A 16,773-nucleotide genomic window follows, 5' to 3' on the forward strand; every position below is an offset into this window, starting at 1 on the left:
ATAAGACGGTACCGCACAATTCCGACGCCGACAGCGCAATGAGATTTTTGCGAAACATGGCGGAGAGCCATGGCGGCACAGTGCCTGAAGCTCAGGGTGTAAATTGTGCGGTCTGTCTTCGATGAAACCGGAAAGGGATAAGCCGTATGCCAGAAGAAAATACCCCCAAAAACCCGGCGGAGCACGATTCCTTTGCAAAAGCTCTGCGCCGCACGGCGCGCCCGGCTCATTTTGCAAGCCTTGCCCGCCGCGCCGCCGCCTGCCTGCGGGAGCGCGGCGCCGAGGCGCTGTGGCGCGAGGCGTCGTTCCGCATCAGCCTGATGACAAAGGGCGAGGTGTGGCGTTTCCGCGCCGACATCCCGCTGCGCCGGGAGCTTAAGGCCCAGCGCGCGGCGCGCTTTGCCCGCATGCCGCTTGTGTCGGTGGTGGTGCCGTTGTACAATACGCCGCCCAAATTTTTGCGCGAAATGATGCGGAGCGTGCTGGGCCAGACCTACGCCGGCCTGGAGCTGGTGCTGGCGGACGCATCCGACGCGGCCCACGGCGAGGTGGAAAAGGCTGTGCGTGCCGTGCGGGACGCGCGCGTGCGTTATATCCGCCTTGCCAAAAACGGCGGCATTGCCGAAAACACCAACGCGGCCCTTGCGGCGGCACAGGGAGAGTATATCGCTTTGCTGGACCACGACGACGTGCTCACCCCCAATGCGCTGTACGAGGCGGTGAAAGCCGTCAACGAGCAGGGGGCGGACTTTGTTTATTCGGATGAGATCGTGCTGGATTCCACGCTGAAAAAGCTGGGCGAATACCATTTCAAGCCGGACTTTTCCCCCGACACGCTGCGCGGCTGCAATTACATCACGCATCTGGCCGTATTCAGCCGTGCGCTGCTGGCGGCGGCGGGCGGCGGCGAACGCGCGGAATTTGACGGCGCGCAGGATTTCGACCTGATCCTGCGCTTGACGGAGCGCGCCCAAAAGGTGGCGCACGTTCCCAAAGTGCTGTATTGGTGGCGCGGGCACGGCGGCTCCACCGCCAGCGGCATGCAGGCAAAGCCTTATGCGCTGGCGGCGGGCGCGGCGGCGGTGGAGGCCCAGCTTCTGCGCCTGGGCATGCCCGGCCGAGTGGAACCCATTCCCGGCAGCCCCGGCGCATACCGCACCCAGTATGACGTCACGCGGCCCGGCCGCGTGACGGTGCTTATCCCCAACAAGGACCATTCGGAGGACCTGGCCCGCTGTCTGGAAAGCCTGTACCGGAACGCCGGCTGGGACGATCTGGAGGTGCTGGTGCTGGAAAACAATTCCACACAGGCCGAAACGTTCGCCTGTTACAGGCGGGCACAGCAGCAGTACCCGAACTGCCGCGTGCTCACCTACAAAGGCGGCTTCAATTTCAGCGCCATCAACAATTTCGGCGCGCGGCATGCCACGGGCGAACACCTGCTGCTGCTGAATAACGACATCCAGGTGGAAACGCCCGGCTTCGTGCGGGAGCTGCTGTCTTATTCCCAGCGGCCGGACGTGGGAACCGTGGGCGCGAAGCTTTTTTACCCCGACGGAACCATCCAGCACGCGGGCGTATTCATCGGTTTGGGCGGCAGCGCCGGACACAGCCATAAGGGCCACCCGCGGGACAGCGGCGGCGATATGTACCGCCTTGCGACCACGCAGAATATGTGCGCGGTGACGGGCGCGTGCCTGATGGTGAAAAAAGAGCTTTACGACCGCTTCGGCGGGCTGGACGAAGAAAATTTCGCCGTAGCGTACAATGACGTGGACTTTTGCCTGCGGCTGTGGCAGAGCGGGCTGCTGAACGTAATGACGCCCTTTGCGGCGGCGGTGCACCATGAGAGCAAGAGCCGGGGCGACGATACCCGCGCGGGCGGCGAGAAGCAGGCCCGGTACGAAAGGGAAAAAGCGCGCTTTTGTGCCAGATACGCTGGACTGATGCAGCAGGGCGACCCGTATTATAATCCGCATTTTACGCTCCTATATGAAAACTATGGGTATAAATAAAGAAAATTATACAAAATACGCGACCTGAAAGAGCCGCAGGGCCCCGCTTGCGGCATTGCCTGCGCAGCGGCGGATGCGGGAACCGGGCCGCGTGCGTCTTTGTGCCGCGCCGGTTCGGGGCGCGTTCATAGTTCATAAAGGGACGGCCTTTGACCCGCAGCGCTGTTTGAACGGCCGCGCAAAGCGCTTCACGGCGGCGCATAAAAGGCAAGGCTGGCCATTGTTAAAAAGGAGATTATCCATGAATTTGAAAATCAAGCGCATGCGGGAGCTGGCGGGCTTCTTTGCCCAGACGGTGCGCACGGATGGCTTCGGCCCCACGCTCAAGCGTTCGGCGGCATTTTTGAAGCGGCGCTTCGGCAGCAAAAAAGGGCGTTTTCTGCCCAAAAAGGAAACGCTGGCGGCCCAGCGCGCGCTGGATTACGGCGCGCTGGGCTGGCCTGCGGTGAGCATCTGCGTACCTCTGTACAATACGCCGCAGAAATACCTGCGCCAGCTGCTGGACAGCGTGTTGGGCCAGACCTGCCCGAATTGGCAGCTCTGCCTGGCCGACGCCAGCGACGCGGCCCACGGTGATGTGGCGCAAACGGTGCGCGCCTATCAGGCCCGGGACGCGCGTATCGTATATACGAAGGTGGAAAACAAAGGCATCTCGGCCAACACCAACGCCGCCGCCGCGCTGGCCGCCGGGGAGTACCTGGGCCTTGCCGACCACGACGACGTGCTGGCGCCTCATGCGGTATACGAGATGATGAAGGCCGCTCACGAGACGGGCGCGGCGTTTCTGTACAGCGACGAGGCGTTGTTCACTTCGGACGTGCGCCGGCCCACGGCAGGCCACTTCAAACCGGATTTTGCGCCGGATTACCTCAACTGCTGCAATTACATCTGCCATTTTTCCGTGTTCCAAAAGGCTCTGTTCGACGCTGTGGGAGGGCTGGACCCTGCCTGTGACGGCAGCCAGGACCACGACCTGTTCCTGAAGCTGAGCGAGCGGGCCGTGCCTGTGCATGTTCCCAAGGTGCTGTATTACTGGCGTGTGCACGAGGGCTCCACCTCCGGCGGCACAGGGGCGAAGCCCTATGTGGCTGCGGCGGCCAAACGCGCCGTTGCGGGGCATCTGGCGCGCACGGGCGCAAAGGGCGCGGTGGCGGACGGCTTGTTTCCAAGCACCTACAAGGTGGAGTATGCCGTCGAGGGAAATCCGCTTGTCTCCATCCTCATCCCGAACAAGGACCACGCGGACGATCTGCGCAAGGCGCTGACGTCCATCTTCACCAAAACGGCGTATCCCAACTATGAGGTCCTTGTCGTCGAGAACAATTCCGTGGAGCCCGCCACCTTTGACTATTATCGGGAGCTGCAAAAGCAGCATCCCAACTGCCGCGTCGTGACGTACGAGGGCGGTTTCAATTTCAGCGCCATCAACAATTTCGGCCGTAAGGCCGCCCGGGGCGAATATCTGCTGCTGCTCAACAATGACGTGGAAGTCATCAACGGCACATGGCTGGGCGAGATGCTGGCCCTGTGCGCGCAGCCGGGCGTGGGCATCGTGGGCGCGAAGCTGTATTATCCGGACGATACCATCCAGCACGCGGGCGTGATTGTGGGGCTGGGCGGCTATGCGGGCCACAGCCACAAATACGCAAAGCGCGGCGGAAGCGGCTATATGTTCCGCGCGGCTACGGTGCAGGATCTTTCCGCCGTTACGGCCGCGTGCCTGCTGGTGAAGGCCGCGGTGTACGATGAAGCGGGCGGTTTGGACGAGGGCTTTGCGGTGGCGTTTAACGACGTGGATTTCTGCCTGCGCGTGCGGGCGCTGGGCTACCGGGTGCTGTTCACGCCTTACGCCGAGCTGTACCACTATGAGAGCAAGAGCCGGGGCCTTGACACGAAAGGCCCGGCCCGGGAACGCTTTGAGGGCGAGCGCCGCCGCATGAAGCGGCGCTACGGCGAAAGCCTGCTGCGCGACCCGTTCTATAACCCCAATCTGACGCTGGACCGGGAGGATTTTTCCGAGAGCGACGCCCTGCCCAAGGACGACCCCGTGCCGGGCGTCCCGGCCCGTGGATAGCGCCAAGGCGGCGCTGCGCCGCGTGATGAAAGCGCGCATCGCCGCGCTGGACGCCGCTTATGATAAGGCGGCGGGCGAGGGCATCGTCCGGCGGCTGACGGCCCATCCCGCCTGGGCCGCGGCGGATTCCGTGTTCTGTTATGTGGGCCGCAGGGGCGAGATCGACACGCGGCCCCTTCTGCGCGCCGCGCTGGAGGAGGGCAAAACGCTGGCCGTACCGCTGTGCATGGGGCCGGGCATGATGCAGGCGCGGGCCGTGCGGAGCCTGGAGGAGCTTGCGCCGGCGGGGCCTTACGGCATTCCGGAGCCGCCTGCCGGTGCGCCGGAGGTGCCTCCGCAGCGATTGGCGCTGTGCGTGCTGCCCTGCCTTGCCGCCGCGCCGGATGGAACGCGCCTGGGTTATGGCGGCGGGTATTACGACCGCTTTCTGCCGTTGGCATGCAACGCAGTGAAGATCGCCCTGTGCCGCGCGGTGCTGCTGGAGCCTGTGCTGCCCCGGGAATGCCACGACGTGCGTGCGGATTTTGTACTGACGGAGGACGCGCTGTATGCCTGCAAGGGCGGCGGCTGAGGCGCCGCGCGGAAAGAGAGGAGCAGCATGCGAGGAACATTGACGCTGCCCGACGGCTATGCGGGGCTGTGCAGCATCGACCTGCAAAAGGACAAGCGGCTGGCGCTGCTGATCAACGGGCTGGCGCTGCTCATCGCGCTGCCGTTGGTCTTTTTGGGCAACCGGATCGTGCCGCTGCGCACGCTGTTCAGTATGGACGATGGCTTCGGCTTTTATTTTCTGCGCCTGGGTATGCTGACGGCCGGATATGCGGCATATGTTGTCCTGCACGAACTGGTGCATGGCGTCTGTATGAAATATTTCAGCGGCGCGCCCGTGCGCTACGGCTTCACCGGGCTGTACGCGTATGCGGGCAGCGAAGCTTATTTTACAAAGAAGCGCTATTTTATCATCGCGCTCGCGCCGGTGGCCGTTTGGGGCGTGGTGCTGCTGGCGCTGTGCATGCTTGTGCCCGCGCCGTGGTTTTGGACGGTCTATTTGATCCAGATCGGCAACATCGCGGGCGCGGCCGGAGACTTTTATGTGGTATGGCGCTTTGCCGCAATGCCACCGGACATTCTTGTGCGGGACGCGGGAGTGGACATGACGGTTTACAGCCGCGGGCGTAAAGTACAGGCTCAATGACATATGCGGCGGAAGCATCTGCGTGCTTCCGCCGCTTTTTTGTGGGCAGGGCTTGACTTTTATCTGCTACAAGTGTAGTATAAAATTGTCTTCTACAAATGTAGTAAAAGCGGCGTTATCTGCCGCATGCTGAAGGGGGCGAAAAAATGAAAGAAAAGCTGCGCCGTCTGCCGGATTCCGAGCTGGCGGTGATGCAGGCGCTTTGGCGCGCGGACGCGCCGCTCACGCGGCCGGAGCTGGACGCGGCGCTGACGCATAGGGAATGGGCGGCCACAACGGTAGTGGCTCTGTTGGCCCGGCTGGAGGGAAAGGGCTTCATTGCCCGCGAAAAACAGGGAAGGGGTTACCTGTACCGGGCGCTGGTAACGCAGGATGCATACCTTGCCGCCGAGAGCCGGACACTGCTGGGGACGCTGTATGGCGGCAGGCCGCGCAATTTTATCGCAGCCCTGCACGACGCAGACGCGCTGACGCCCAACGACATCGCGGAACTGGAGGATTACCTGGAAAAGGCAAAGCGGGGTGACGTGTGATGGAACGGCTTTTGTTCGCATACGCGGGCGTGGGGCTTGCCACGGGCGCAGCGGCGCTGGCACTTCTGGCTCTGGCTCCTTTTTGGGAAAAGCGGTATGCCGCGCGGTTTCGGTGCATTGTATGGCTGGCGCTGGCTGTACGCCTGCTGGTTCCGTTTGCGGCGCCGCTGCCTGCGCCCGCGCCTCAGCCGCTGCTGCTGGAGCTGCCCGCCTCGCTGCCGGATACGGCGCGGGCAGGGGAAACACAGGCAGCCGGCGCGCCCCCGGGCCAGGCTGCGGGGACGGGGGAAAGCGTAGCGTCCGTACCGCAGGCATCCGACAGAAATACGGAACCGGAAATAAAGGAAGCCTTTGGAACGGCACAGGCGGCGCCGCGGGAAGCGGATGCCGGCGTGCCGTCTGCACAGGAGGAAGGGCGGACGGAGGCTTCCGGAGCATCACGCAAAACTCCCGTTCTCCGCTCCGGAGAGATCCTTCTTCCAGCGCCGGCGCGGCTGGCCGGCTTTGTGTGGCTGGCGGGCGTGGGCGTATGTGCGCTGTGGCACCTTGCGCATTATGCGGTATGGCGCGCCCGCACGTTCCATTGGAACCGGCCGATGGAAAGCTCTGCGGCGCAAAAGGCTTACGCCGCGGCCTGCCGGGCGGTGCGTATGCGTCGCGCACCGGGGATATATGCCAATGCCGCCGTGCCGTGCCCTATGGCCGTGGGCGTGCTGCGTCCGGTGGTGCTGGTCCCGGAGGCCCTGTGTGAAAGCCCGCTTCTGGAATGGATGCTCCGCCATGAATTGACGCACATAAAGCGCGGACATATCGTCTGCAAAGCGGTGCTGCTGTCTGCGTGCGCCGTACATTGGTATAACCCGGCGGTATGGCTGCTGGCGCGCCGGTGCGAAAAGGACCTGGAATTCGCCTGTGATGAAGCCGTGCTGCACGGAACAAAGCTGGGAGCACCTGTCCGGGCGGCTTATGGTGAAGCTCTGCTGGCCGCTTTGAAGGCGGGAGCAGGCAGGCCCGCGCCGTTCACCACCTGCTTTGCGCCCGGTAAAAAAATGATGCTGCGCCGCTTTTCGGCCATTTTCAGCAAGACGGGAAAGCGCGCGGGCCGTGCGGCACTGGCCTGCATCCTCTGCCTGGCTGCGCTGGCAGGCAGCTTTGTGGCATGCAGTGCCGAACAGCCGTCGGTTTCCGTTAAATCCGCGGAAAGCGAGCCCAAGGCCGCGGCGCTGCCCGCGCAGGCCGAGTCCATGGAAAACGTGAAGGAGCACTGGCTGGTTTACGGCGCATCGGTTTATCCGGGGCGGGACGGCGAATGCGTGATGGCTTACAACAGCGCCGACGGCAGAGAGGTGTACGCGCCCGCGCCCCGGTGGGAGGGAAAACGCAATATCCTGTACGGCGGCAGTTACTGGCCCCGGGAAGATGCATGGTTTACCGCAGCGTGTGATGCGGATGAGGAGCACCCCGGCCGCGTGACGCTGTACACCTCCCGCGACGGCGGCGCACAGTGGACGGCTCAACCGCTGGACCTGGTGGGTGAAGGGCAGAACACACCGATTGAAAACATATACTGCATGGAGGTCGTTCGGGACGACCTGTTCTATCTGATCACGGGCGTATATGCCGGAACGGGTGAAAGCCAAACAGCAAAGCTCTGGCTCTGGCGCTGCGAGGGCGCGCCCGACAAGCCGTTGGAGCGGGGGGCGGTGCAGGGGTGGCCCGTTCCTCTGCCGGAGAATACCCACGTCAGGCGGGCGCGTTTTGTGAACGCTTCTGTGGGATATATCACCGCCGGGTATGAAATGGGCGAGCGGTTTACTCCGCAGCCCAACGTGCTGCGCACGGTGGACGGCGGCCAAACGTGGCAGCGGCTGGACTTTCGCGCCGCGCTGCACGATGCGCCCTATGGCGGGTATCTTGGCTGCTGCATTTTCATGCAGGGGACGACAACGGAGATTCGCTGCTTTACGCCGCTGAATGGAATCACGCTGGAGAATGTGTCGCTTGTTTCCGAAGACTTTGGCGAGACGTGGAACTGGTATCCACGAATGTATGTTCGGGATGAGGCCGGGACGATCACAGCCATCCGGTATTTCACGGATAAGGCCGACGGCCTGCGCCTGCAGCTGGAGGAATGCGAAAAGCAGTTACCCGCGCAGCCGGATGCGGCCCGCGAGGAGGAGCATGCCGCCTGGTGCGAGCGGCTGGAGAAAGCCATCGCACGCCAGGAGGCAGAGCGTACCTGACGGCGGAACACAAAAAGGGCGGGGAGTTCCCCGCCCTTTTGCTATTTCATTTTTGAAAATTGCTCCAGCGCTTTTTTCAGATTTTCCACAGTGGTTTCCCGGTCGCCCGTTTCAAAGCCCGCCAGCACACAGTGCTCCAGATGCTCCGCCATGATGAGCCGCGCCACCTGCGTCAGCGCGCTGGACGCACTGGAGAGCTGTACCAGCAGGTCGTCGCAGGGGCGGCCCTCCTCCACCATGTCGCGGATGCCGTTTACCTGCCCCGCGATACGCGCAAGACGCTGTGTCACACCGCTTGAATGTTTACATTCCATCGTTTTCCTCCCTGTCTGCCCGCACGGGCCTGCCGTTTTGACGGGGCGGAACGCCCGGCAGAAGCCGAAACACGCGCCCGTCGATTTGTAATATTCCGTCCCGCTGCATGCGCGAAAGCTCCCGGCACAGAGCGCTGCGCTCGCAGCCCAGATATGCCGCCAGCCCGGCGCGGGTGTACGGCGTGCGCACAGCGCCGCCCGGCGCGGGCAGAGCCTCGGTGCGCAGATAGTGCAGTACCTTTTCCCGCAGCGAATGCAGCATCAGAAGCTCCACCCGCCGGTCCAGCGCGAAGTATTTGTCCGCCATGGCCGCCACGAGGTTTTGCAGCACTGCCGCGTGGGCGGCGTCCAGCGGAACGCCCGGCCGCAGCAGGCTTTTGTAGGGGATGAGCAGTACCGTCACGTCCGTTGCGGCCGTCACGGTCACCGGGCTTTTTGCTCCCCGGCTGCCCGCCAGAATGTCCGCGAAGATGCCGCCCGGCCCCATGCGCGTCAGCGTAAGCGTCACGCCGTCCGCCGTCTGTTTTTCCGCCTCGATCTGCCCGCAGAGCACCACGCCCAGCTCCTGCGTCTCGTACCCGGCCAGCAGCAGCACCTCGCCCTTTGAAAAGCTGCGGCGCACCGGATGCAGGCTTTGCAGCAAAGCGGCTGTCTGCGTGTCCGAAAGGCCGGCAAACAGACTGCAGCGCCGTAAAATCGTTAAATTTTCTTCCATCTTTTTCACCTTTTGTTGCTGCTGCAACAGTATTCCTTGCTCTATTATAGTAGAATAGGGCACAGACCGCAAGCGCGCTGTATGAATTTGTGCGCGCGGGAATGGCCGGGCAGATCCGGCAAGGGAAAAGGAGTTATGAAAAACATGAAAAAAATGCTTTCTGCCGCGCTGGCGCTGGCAGTTGCGCTGGGCCTTTTGGCCGGCTGCAGCGGTGCGCCCGCTTCTTCTGCGGCGTCCGTCTCCGGTGCGCCCGCTGTTTCGTCCTCTGCCGCCGCAGGCAGCGCCGCGCCCGAGAGCACAGGCACACCTGCGGCCGAGCGCACGGCTTTCCGCATCGCCAGCCTGAAAGGGCCCACGACCATGGGCCTTGTAAAGCTGATGGACGAAGCCGACAAGGGCGAGGCCCGCCACGATTATGAAGTGACCATGTACGGCGCGGCGGATGAGATCGCCCCGCAGCTTATAAAGGGCGATATCGACGTGGCGCTGGTGCCGTGCAACCTGGCCGGCGTGCTGTACAACAAGACCGGGGGCGCCGTCGAAGTGGCCGCCGTCAACACACTGGGCGTGCTGTATGTCGTCACCACAGGCGACGACATCACCAGCGTGGCCGATTTGGCGGGCAAAACCATTTACACCACGGGCAAGGGGACCACGCCGGAGTATGTGCTCAACTATGTGCTGACGCAGAATGGCCTTACCCCGGGCGAGGACGTGACCATCGAATACATGAGCGAGGCCACCGAGGTGCTGGCGGCGATGCAGGCGTCCAGCGGCTATCCCGTTGCCATGCTGCCTCAGCCCTATGTGACCACTGCCCAGATGCAGATGGAAGGCCTGAAGGTGGCGCTGGATATGACCGAGGAATGGGACAAGGTCTCGCCGGATTCCGCGCTGGTGACAGGCGTTGTGGTAGCACGCAAAGAGTTTGTGGAGCAGAACGAGGCCGCATTTAACGAGTTTTTGGAGGATTACAAGGCCAGCACCGAGTTTGTGAACGCCAATGTGGACGAGGCTGCCGCGCTGGTGGCGGGCTATGAGATCGTGCCCAAGGAGCCCATCGCGCAAAAGGCGCTGCCGGAGTGCAATATCACTTTCATCAGCGGCGCGGATATGAAAGCGAAGGTGAGCGGTTACCTGAAGGTGCTGTACGACCAGAACCCCGAGGCCGTGGGCGGCACGCTGCCCGACGACGCATTCTATTATGGCGCGTAACAAACGGAAAAACCGAATCGCAAACACACTGGCTGTCTGCTTCTGGCTTTGTGCCTGGCAGGCGGCCAGCGTCTGCATCGGGCAAAAGCTGATTTTGGTTTCGCCGCTGGAGGTGTGCGGTGCGCTGCTGGCGCTGCTGCCCACGGCGGATTTCTGGCAGACGGCGGCGTTCAGCGCCGGGCGCATCATCGGCGGCTTCCTGCTGGCGCTGGCGCTGGGCCTTGCGCTGGCGGCGCTGGCCGCCGCGCTGCGCTGGGTGGAGGTGCTGCTGCGGCCGCTGATGCTCACCATCAAATCCATCCCCGTGGCCAGTTTTATCATTCTTGCGCTGATGTGGCTGCGCAGCGCGGGCAATCTGGCGGTGTTCATCAGCTTTTTGATGGTGCTGCCCGTGGTGTATACGAACACGCTGGCGGGCATCCGTGAAACGGACGCCCGGCTGCTGGAAATGGCGGCCGTATTCCGCGTGCCGCCGGCAAAGCGGGTGCGGTATCTTTACGTGCCCGCCGCGCTGCCGTATTTCCGCTCGGCCTGCACGGTGGGCCTTGGCCTTTGCTGGAAAAGCGGCGTGGCGGCGGAGGTCATCGGCATCACCAGCGGCAGCATCGGGGAAGCGCTGTACAATGCAAAGATATTGTTTTCCACGGCCGAGCTTTTGGCATGGACCGTGGTGATCGTGCTGCTGAGCCTTGCGTTTGAAAGGCTGTTTTTGTGGGGCCTTGCACGGGTGGAAAGCGTTTTGCTGGAAAGGAGCGGCACATGAGCATCGAACTGGTGAACGTGTCCAAGGCGTTTGGCGAAACGCAGGTGCTGCGCGGCCTTTCGGAGCGGTTTGCACAGGGAGAAGCCGTTTGTGTGATGGGGCGCTCGGGCCTCGGCAAAACAACGTTGGCGCGCATCGTTATGGGGCTGGAAAAGCCCGATGCGGGCGCGGTGCGCGGTGCAAAGGGAAAACGCTTTGCAGCCGCCTTTCAGGAGGACAGGCTGGTGGAGCGCCTTTCCGCGCAGGGGAACCTGCGGTTTGCCTGCGGTGCGGCACTGGATGAGCCGCGCATGGCGGAGGCTTTCGCGGCTGTGGGCCTGACCCCGCAGGATGTGGAGAAGCCTGTCGGCGAGCTTTCCGGCGGGCAGCGGCGGCGTGTGGCGCTGCTGCGGGCCTTGCTGGCTCCGGCGGACGTGGTGGTGCTGGACGAACCGTTCAAGGGCCTGGACGAAGCCGCGCGGCAGGCGGCCGCCGCATATGTGCGGCGTATGCAGGCCGGGCGCACGCTGCTGTGCATCACCCACGAGGAGGGCGACGCGGCGCTGCTGGGCGCGCGGGTGTTCCGCCTGCCGGAGGCGGCGGAACAGCAGGAAGGACGATAAGAAAAGGGCCGAAGCCGTTTATCACGGCTTCGGCCCTTTTAACGTATGGACAACTAAGTTTTTGAACCTTTCAGAACGGTGCGGAACGCGTCGGCAAGCGCGTAAATAAGAACAAACGCGATCAGGGCCCAGCGCAATGCGGCTGTCCAGGGCCATTGGGTGAAAATTTCCACTGTGAGCAGCAGAAAAATTGCGCTTAGACAGGAGAACACGACGGTCACTAAACGGTATTCGGCCTTTTTATTGGCGTTTTCCCGCTTTAAAACGCTGAACCAATAGGAATTGGAAAGGACAGGCCCCTTCCCGCGCGCGGTAAAGGAAGCATAAATACCCGCGGCGAGGGCGACTGCGGCGGTAAAACAGCCAGCGGCAAACAAAACAGGTTCCATAGGCGTACCCCCAAAAAACAGCTCCGGACGGCTCCAGTTTACCACTTTTTCGCCGGACTGACAACAAAACCGGCCCTGTCCGCTCCGTTTTCACAAATCTATCAAAAAAATTGCGCCGGTTTTTCATATTCCGGCGGTAAAATTATTTTTAATCTTGTGAGTAAAGGAGACGGGACGTTTGATCACAGTGAAGGAACTGACAAAGCGCTACGGCGCCCATACGGCGGTAGACGCGCTGAGCTTCACCGTGGACAAGGGCCAGATCTACGGCCTGCTTGGGCCGAACGGCGCAGGCAAATCCACGACGATGAACATCATCACAGGCTATATTTCCGCCACGGACGGCACTGCCGAGATCGACGGCTGCGATATTTTCGACAGCCCTGCAGAGGCCCGCGCCAAGATCGGTTATCTGCCCGAGCAGCCGCCGCTGTATACGGATATGACGCCGCGGGAATACCTGGCCTTTGCGGCCGAGCTGAAGGGCCTGCCGCGGGAGCAGCGCAAGGCGGCGGTGGAGCAGTGCATGGAGCGCACCAATATTGCAGACGTGGCCGACAGGCTCATCCGCAACCTTTCCAAGGGCTACCGCCAGCGCGTGGGGCTTGCCTGCGCGCTGCTGGGCGACCCGCCCGTCATCATTCTGGATGAACCCACCGTCGGCTTGGACCCAAAGCAGATCATCGAGATCCGCGAGCTCATCCGCTCCCTGGGGCAGGAACATACCGTGCTGCTGTCCAGCCACATCCTTTCCGAGGTGAACGCCGTGTGCGACAAGGTGCTCATCATGAGCCACGGAAAGCTGGTTGCCTGCGACACGCCCGAAAACCTGACAGCTCACGCGGCCGGGCACGCCGCACTGCGCATCACGGTGCTGGGAACGCAGGAGGCGGTGCAGGCCGCGCTGTCCCCGCTGTTGGAGCAGGGAGCGCAGGCTGTCGAATTTGTTCCCTGCGAAGAAGAAAACGCCGTCACGGCCCGCATCGTCTGCTCTGGCGGCGCGGATCTGCGCGCACCGGCGGGCATTGCGCTGGCGGGCGCGGGCCTGGCCGTGCTGCGCATGGACGCCGAAACAACAAGCCTGGAGGATGTGTTCCTAGAGTTGACCGGGGACGAGCCGGAGGCCGGTGAAGAAGAGACGTCGGGACGCGCGGACGAGGATGAAGACGGGACCGCCGCACAGGCAGCGCTGGAAATGGCGGGCGATGCACCGGAAGAGATTGCGTCCGAGGAGGAAAGCACAGCGCACGCACATCAGCCGGAAAATGGGGAGGAGGAGCGTAAATGAAAGCCGTGTACAAAAAAGACCTGAAGAGCGCCTTCACCGGGATGATCGGCTGGGTACTGTGCGCGTTTGTCGTTGTAGTGGTAGGCCTGTACTTTACGGCCATCTGCCTGCAGTCCGGCTACGCCGATTTCAGCCTGGTGCTTTACAACACCACATTCATCTTTCTCGTGGTGGTGCCGCTGCTTACCATGCGGAGCATCGTTGAGGAACGCCGCCAGAAAACGGACCAGCTTCTGCTTACCTCCCGCGCCTCCATCGCGGGGATCGTGTGGGGAAAATATCTGGCACTGGTGACGGTGTACGCCATCCCGCTGGCCATTGTGGGGATATGCCCGCTGGTAATGCGCGCCTACGGCTCGGTGTCGCTGGCGCGCAGCTATGCGGCGCTGCTGGCGTTTTTTCTGATGGGCGCGGCGGCCATTGCCATCGGCCTGTTCATGAGCAGCCTGACGGAAAACCAGATCATCGCCGCTGTATGCACGTTCGGCTCGCTTTTGTTTTTGTATCTGATGCCCAGCATCGCGGGGCTGGTTTCCGGCAGCGCCGCGGCTTCTCTGGCTGCATTCACGGTGCTGGCCGCTCTGCTGGCGCTGTTCCTGCACTGGATGACGAAAAGCCTTGTGCTGCCCAGCGCCGTGTTTTGTGTGCTGGAGGGTGGCCTGGCCGCCGTTTATTTCCTCAAGCCCGCGTGGCTGGAGGGTCTGTTCCCGAAGCTTCTCAACAGCCTGGCGCTGTTCGGCCGGTTCGACAATTTTGTCAACGGCCTGTTCGATATTTCTTCCCTGATGTATTTTGTTTCCGTGGCGCTGCTGTTTGTGTTCTTCACCTGCCAGGGGTTTGAAAAACGCCGCTGGTCGTGAGAAAGGAGGAGCGAACGATGCAGGACAACAAACGACCCCAGGAAAATGAACGCACGGTGCGGGACGCGCTGCACTCCCGCGCATTTAAAAACGGCGCTTATGCAAGCGTGCTGTGCGCCGTGATGCTGGCGCTGGTGGTTGCGCTGAACCTTTTTGTAGGCGCGCTGCCTGCGAAGTATCTGCGGTACGATATGACGGAGAATAAGCTGTACAGCCTTTCACAGGAGACAGAGGACCTGTGCGCGGCCTTAACGCAGGACGTAACGCTCTACTACCTGGGCCGTACCGGCCAGGAGGATGCGGCCGTTACCGAGCTGCTGGACAAGTACAAAGACGCTTCATCCCACATCCAGGTGGTGCAGAAAGACCCCGTGCTTTATCCCACCTTCGGCGCGGCGTATGATGCGGCGGACGCCGCGGTGGGCAGTATCATCGCGGTGTGCGGTGAACGCTACCGTGTGGTGGACGCAGGAGACCTGTACACCTATACGCCCAACTACCAGACTTATACCTATGATACGGAATTTGACGGGGAGGGAGCCTTGACGAGCGCGCTTTCCTATGTGGCCAGCGAGGAAGCGCCGCTGCTGTACACCTTGTCCGGTCACGGCGAAGCCGGGCTTTCCGCCACGCTCACGGACGGCGCTGAGCGCCAGAACATGAGCTTTGAAACGCTTGCGCTGCTGACGGCGGACGCAGTGCCTGAGGATGCGGCGGCTGTGGTGCTGAATGCGCCCACAAAGGATATTTCCGCCGAGGAGGCCGAGCGCCTGCGCACCTATCTGGCGGGCGGCGGCAGCCTGTTCCTGGTGACGAACTACGGTGATTACAGCACGGAAGCCATGCCCAACCTGACGGCGCTGCTGGCGGAATACGGCATGGGCGCGCGGGACGGCATCGTCATTGAAAATGACCAGAACCGCTTTTTGAGCGGCTATCCGTATTATCTGCTGCCCAATATCAAGAGCCATGACGTCACTCAGCCGCTGGTGGACAGCGGCAGCTATGTGCTCGCACCGCTGGCCCACGCCATCACGGTGCTGGACGAAATGCCGGAGAATGTCTCGGTGGACGCGCTGCTGGCCACTTCCGCCAGCGCCTATTCCAAAACAGATGCCTACAACGCCGAATCCATTGCTCAGGCGGACGGGGACCCGACGGGAACGTTCAACGTGGCGGCTGCGGCGCAGAACAGTGAGACGGGCGGCAAGGTGGTGTGGCTCTCCACCAGCGGTCTTCTGGACGAGACCATGGACCAGATGGTCTCCGGCTCCAACAGCGACCTGGTGCTGAATGCTTTCAGTTGGCTGACGGGCAGCGAGAGCGGGATCACAATCCACGCAAAATCCCTTACGACAGAAACGCTGACGGTACCCTCCGGCGCGGGCAGCCTGTGGAGCGGGCTGTTGATGTTCGCAATTCCGGGCGCGATGCTCGTCCTCGGCGTGGTGATCTGGGCCATGAGGAGGAAACGCTGATGAAAAACAGAAAAACAGCCGTACTGCTGGGCGCTGCGGCGCTCACCGCGGCGCTTGGGCTGGGCTATGGGCTGTTGACGGGGGCGGAGCAGGCGGAGGAGAGTTCCTCCGCCGCCGGTGTAGCGGCGTTTTCGCCCACGGGCGCCGTCAGCGTGATTTGTTACGAAAATGAGGGCGGCGAGATCGCGCTGGAATACCTGGATAACACCTGGACGCTCCGGCGGGACGCGGATTTCCCTGTGAACCAGACAAGCGCCGAGAGCATGGCGAATTACCTCGCCCCGCTGAATGCCACCGCCCTGGTAACACAGAGCGGGGCCGACCTGGTGGCTTACGGGCTGGACGAGCCGTCCAACCGCATTGAAGTGGCGACCGATGCGGGCGAGACCTGTACGGTGCTGGTGGGGGCGCAGAATACCCACACCGGAGAATACTATATCAAGCTGGAGGGCGAAGAACCCGTATATACGGTATCCGAGAGCTTTGCCGCAGCCTTTACGCGTACGGAGCGCGGCCTGCAGCAGACAGAGAACTGGCCCGTAGAGAGCACCGACAGCGTAACGCGCGCCACACTGGAGCAAGGCGGCAATACGCTGACGGTGGACGTATCGGAGGACGCGGACGGGAACAAAACATATACGGCATCCGACACAGCACGTACTGAAACGCCGGATACGGCCGCCGCGCAGGCATTCATCAGCAGCGCGGCCACACTGTATTTCAGCAGCAGCGCGGATTTTAAGCCAACGGACGAGGCGCTGGCGGCATATGGTCTGGCGGAGCCCTCCGCCACGCTCGCCGTGGAGTGGACGCGCACGGACGACGCCTCCGGCGCACAGGAGAGCGTCACCTCGGTGCTGTACCTGGGCGCCGTCGATGCGAACGGAGATTATTACGCCCGGCTGGCGGATTCCAACGCCGTGAGCACGCTGAACGCGACGGCGCTTTCAGGCGTGCTGGGCATGACGCTGGACGGCATGCTGCCCGCAGAGGAGGAGAGCGCTCCGGAAAGTGCGCCTGCCTCAGAGAGCGGCTCTGTTTCCGCGGCAAGCGCAGCGGATTGAGGGTGTTGCAAAAAGGGTCGTCCCA

16 protein-coding genes are annotated in these 16,773 nt (G+C 62.6%); 13 read left to right on the plus strand and 3 right to left on the minus strand.

The genetic code is table 11. The features are described 5' to 3' along the window. The first annotated feature begins 146 nt into the window (after window positions 1–146). From IIY41_RS08185 to IIY41_RS08210, 6 genes are all read left to right on the plus strand, one after another. Window positions 147–2,015 (plus strand): glycosyltransferase family 2 protein, encoded by a 1,869-nt coding sequence (locus IIY41_RS08185; protein ID WP_287400325.1) that lies wholly within the window; start codon window positions 147–149, stop codon window positions 2,013–2,015. Window positions 2,016–2,256: 241 nt separating this feature from the next. Next, window positions 2,257–4,089 (plus strand): glycosyltransferase family 2 protein, encoded by a 1,833-nt coding sequence (locus tag IIY41_RS08190; protein WP_287400327.1) that lies wholly within the window; start codon window positions 2,257–2,259, stop codon window positions 4,087–4,089. After that, complete coding sequence (locus IIY41_RS08195; protein WP_117472517.1) at window positions 4,082–4,660, plus strand: 5-formyltetrahydrofolate cyclo-ligase; 579 nt, start codon at window positions 4,082–4,084, stop codon at window positions 4,658–4,660. Before IIY41_RS08190 ends, IIY41_RS08195 begins: the two co-directional genes overlap by 8 nt. A 27-nt stretch (window positions 4,661–4,687) precedes the next feature. Then, on the plus strand, window positions 4,688–5,284 hold the full coding sequence (locus tag IIY41_RS08200) for a DUF3267 domain-containing protein (protein WP_155200729.1): 597 nt from the start codon (window positions 4,688–4,690) through the stop codon (window positions 5,282–5,284). A 146-nt stretch (window positions 5,285–5,430) separates the two neighbouring features. Then, on the plus strand, window positions 5,431–5,817 hold the full coding sequence (locus IIY41_RS08205) for a BlaI/MecI/CopY family transcriptional regulator (RefSeq protein ID WP_009324967.1): 387 nt from the start codon (window positions 5,431–5,433) through the stop codon (window positions 5,815–5,817). After that, window positions 5,817–8,060: a M56 family metallopeptidase gene (locus tag IIY41_RS08210; protein WP_287400330.1), complete on the plus strand. Its 2,244-nt coding sequence runs from the start codon at window positions 5,817–5,819 to the stop codon at window positions 8,058–8,060. The genes IIY41_RS08205 and IIY41_RS08210 overlap by 1 nt, the downstream gene beginning before the upstream one ends. 41 nt (window positions 8,061–8,101) lie before the next feature. Here the strand turns inward: IIY41_RS08210 and IIY41_RS08215 are convergent, their stop codons facing one another. After that, window positions 8,102–8,374 carry a metal-sensitive transcriptional regulator gene (locus IIY41_RS08215; RefSeq protein ID WP_009324964.1) on the minus strand — a complete coding sequence of 91 codons (273 nt, stop codon included), beginning with the start codon at window positions 8,372–8,374 and terminating at the stop codon, window positions 8,102–8,104. Further along, on the minus strand, window positions 8,364–9,089 hold the full coding sequence (locus IIY41_RS08220; protein ID WP_287400331.1) for a Crp/Fnr family transcriptional regulator: 726 nt from the start codon (window positions 9,087–9,089) through the stop codon (window positions 8,364–8,366). Before IIY41_RS08220 ends, IIY41_RS08215 begins: the two co-directional genes overlap by 11 nt. Window positions 9,090–9,233: 144 nt before the next feature. Between IIY41_RS08220 and IIY41_RS08225 the strand changes: the two genes are divergently transcribed. From IIY41_RS08225 to IIY41_RS08235, 3 genes are read left to right on the plus strand one after another with little or no spacing between them, the layout of a single operon-like run. Then, window positions 9,234–10,304: an ABC transporter substrate-binding protein gene (locus IIY41_RS08225; RefSeq protein ID WP_009324962.1), complete on the plus strand. Its 1,071-nt coding sequence runs from the start codon at window positions 9,234–9,236 to the stop codon at window positions 10,302–10,304. Beyond that, entirely contained in the window at window positions 10,294–11,067 is a 774-nt protein-coding gene (locus tag IIY41_RS08230; protein ID WP_009324961.1) for an ABC transporter permease, read from the plus strand. The genes IIY41_RS08225 and IIY41_RS08230 overlap by 11 nt, the downstream gene beginning before the upstream one ends. Then, window positions 11,064–11,669, plus strand: coding sequence for an ABC transporter ATP-binding protein (locus IIY41_RS08235; RefSeq protein ID WP_009324960.1), 606 nt, complete (start codon window positions 11,064–11,066; stop codon window positions 11,667–11,669). Before IIY41_RS08230 ends, IIY41_RS08235 begins: the two co-directional genes overlap by 4 nt. A gap of 53 nt (window positions 11,670–11,722) precedes the next feature. Here the strand turns inward: IIY41_RS08235 and IIY41_RS08240 are convergent, their stop codons facing one another. Continuing rightward, the gene (locus tag IIY41_RS08240) at window positions 11,723–12,058 is read right to left on the minus strand and encodes a hypothetical protein (RefSeq protein WP_009324959.1); all 336 of its coding nucleotides are present in this window, start codon (window positions 12,056–12,058) and stop codon (window positions 11,723–11,725) included. Window positions 12,059–12,245: 187 nt separating this feature from the next. Between IIY41_RS08240 and IIY41_RS08245 the strand changes: the two genes are divergently transcribed. Genes IIY41_RS08245 through IIY41_RS08260 form a run of 4 tightly spaced genes read left to right on the plus strand, consistent with a single transcriptional unit; the run spans window position 12,246 to window position 16,748 of the window. Next, window positions 12,246–13,346 carry an ABC transporter ATP-binding protein gene (locus IIY41_RS08245; RefSeq protein WP_306554907.1) on the plus strand — a complete coding sequence of 367 codons (1,101 nt, stop codon included), beginning with the start codon at window positions 12,246–12,248 and terminating at the stop codon, window positions 13,344–13,346. Continuing rightward, window positions 13,343–14,206, plus strand: coding sequence for an ABC transporter permease (locus IIY41_RS08250; protein ID WP_009324957.1), 864 nt, complete (start codon window positions 13,343–13,345; stop codon window positions 14,204–14,206). The genes IIY41_RS08245 and IIY41_RS08250 overlap by 4 nt, the downstream gene beginning before the upstream one ends. 17 nt (window positions 14,207–14,223) lie before the next feature. Beyond that, window positions 14,224–15,684: a DUF7088 domain-containing protein gene (locus IIY41_RS08255; protein ID WP_287400335.1), complete on the plus strand. Its 1,461-nt coding sequence runs from the start codon at window positions 14,224–14,226 to the stop codon at window positions 15,682–15,684. Then, on the plus strand, window positions 15,684–16,748 hold the full coding sequence (locus tag IIY41_RS08260; protein ID WP_287400337.1) for a DUF4340 domain-containing protein: 1,065 nt from the start codon (window positions 15,684–15,686) through the stop codon (window positions 16,746–16,748). The genes IIY41_RS08255 and IIY41_RS08260 overlap by 1 nt, the downstream gene beginning before the upstream one ends. Window positions 16,749–16,773: the final 25 nt, after the last annotated feature.

Source organism: Ruthenibacterium sp. (genome assembly GCF_017421385.1).
GTDB lineage: Bacteria > Bacillota > Clostridia > Oscillospirales > Ruminococcaceae > Ruthenibacterium > Ruthenibacterium lactatiformans.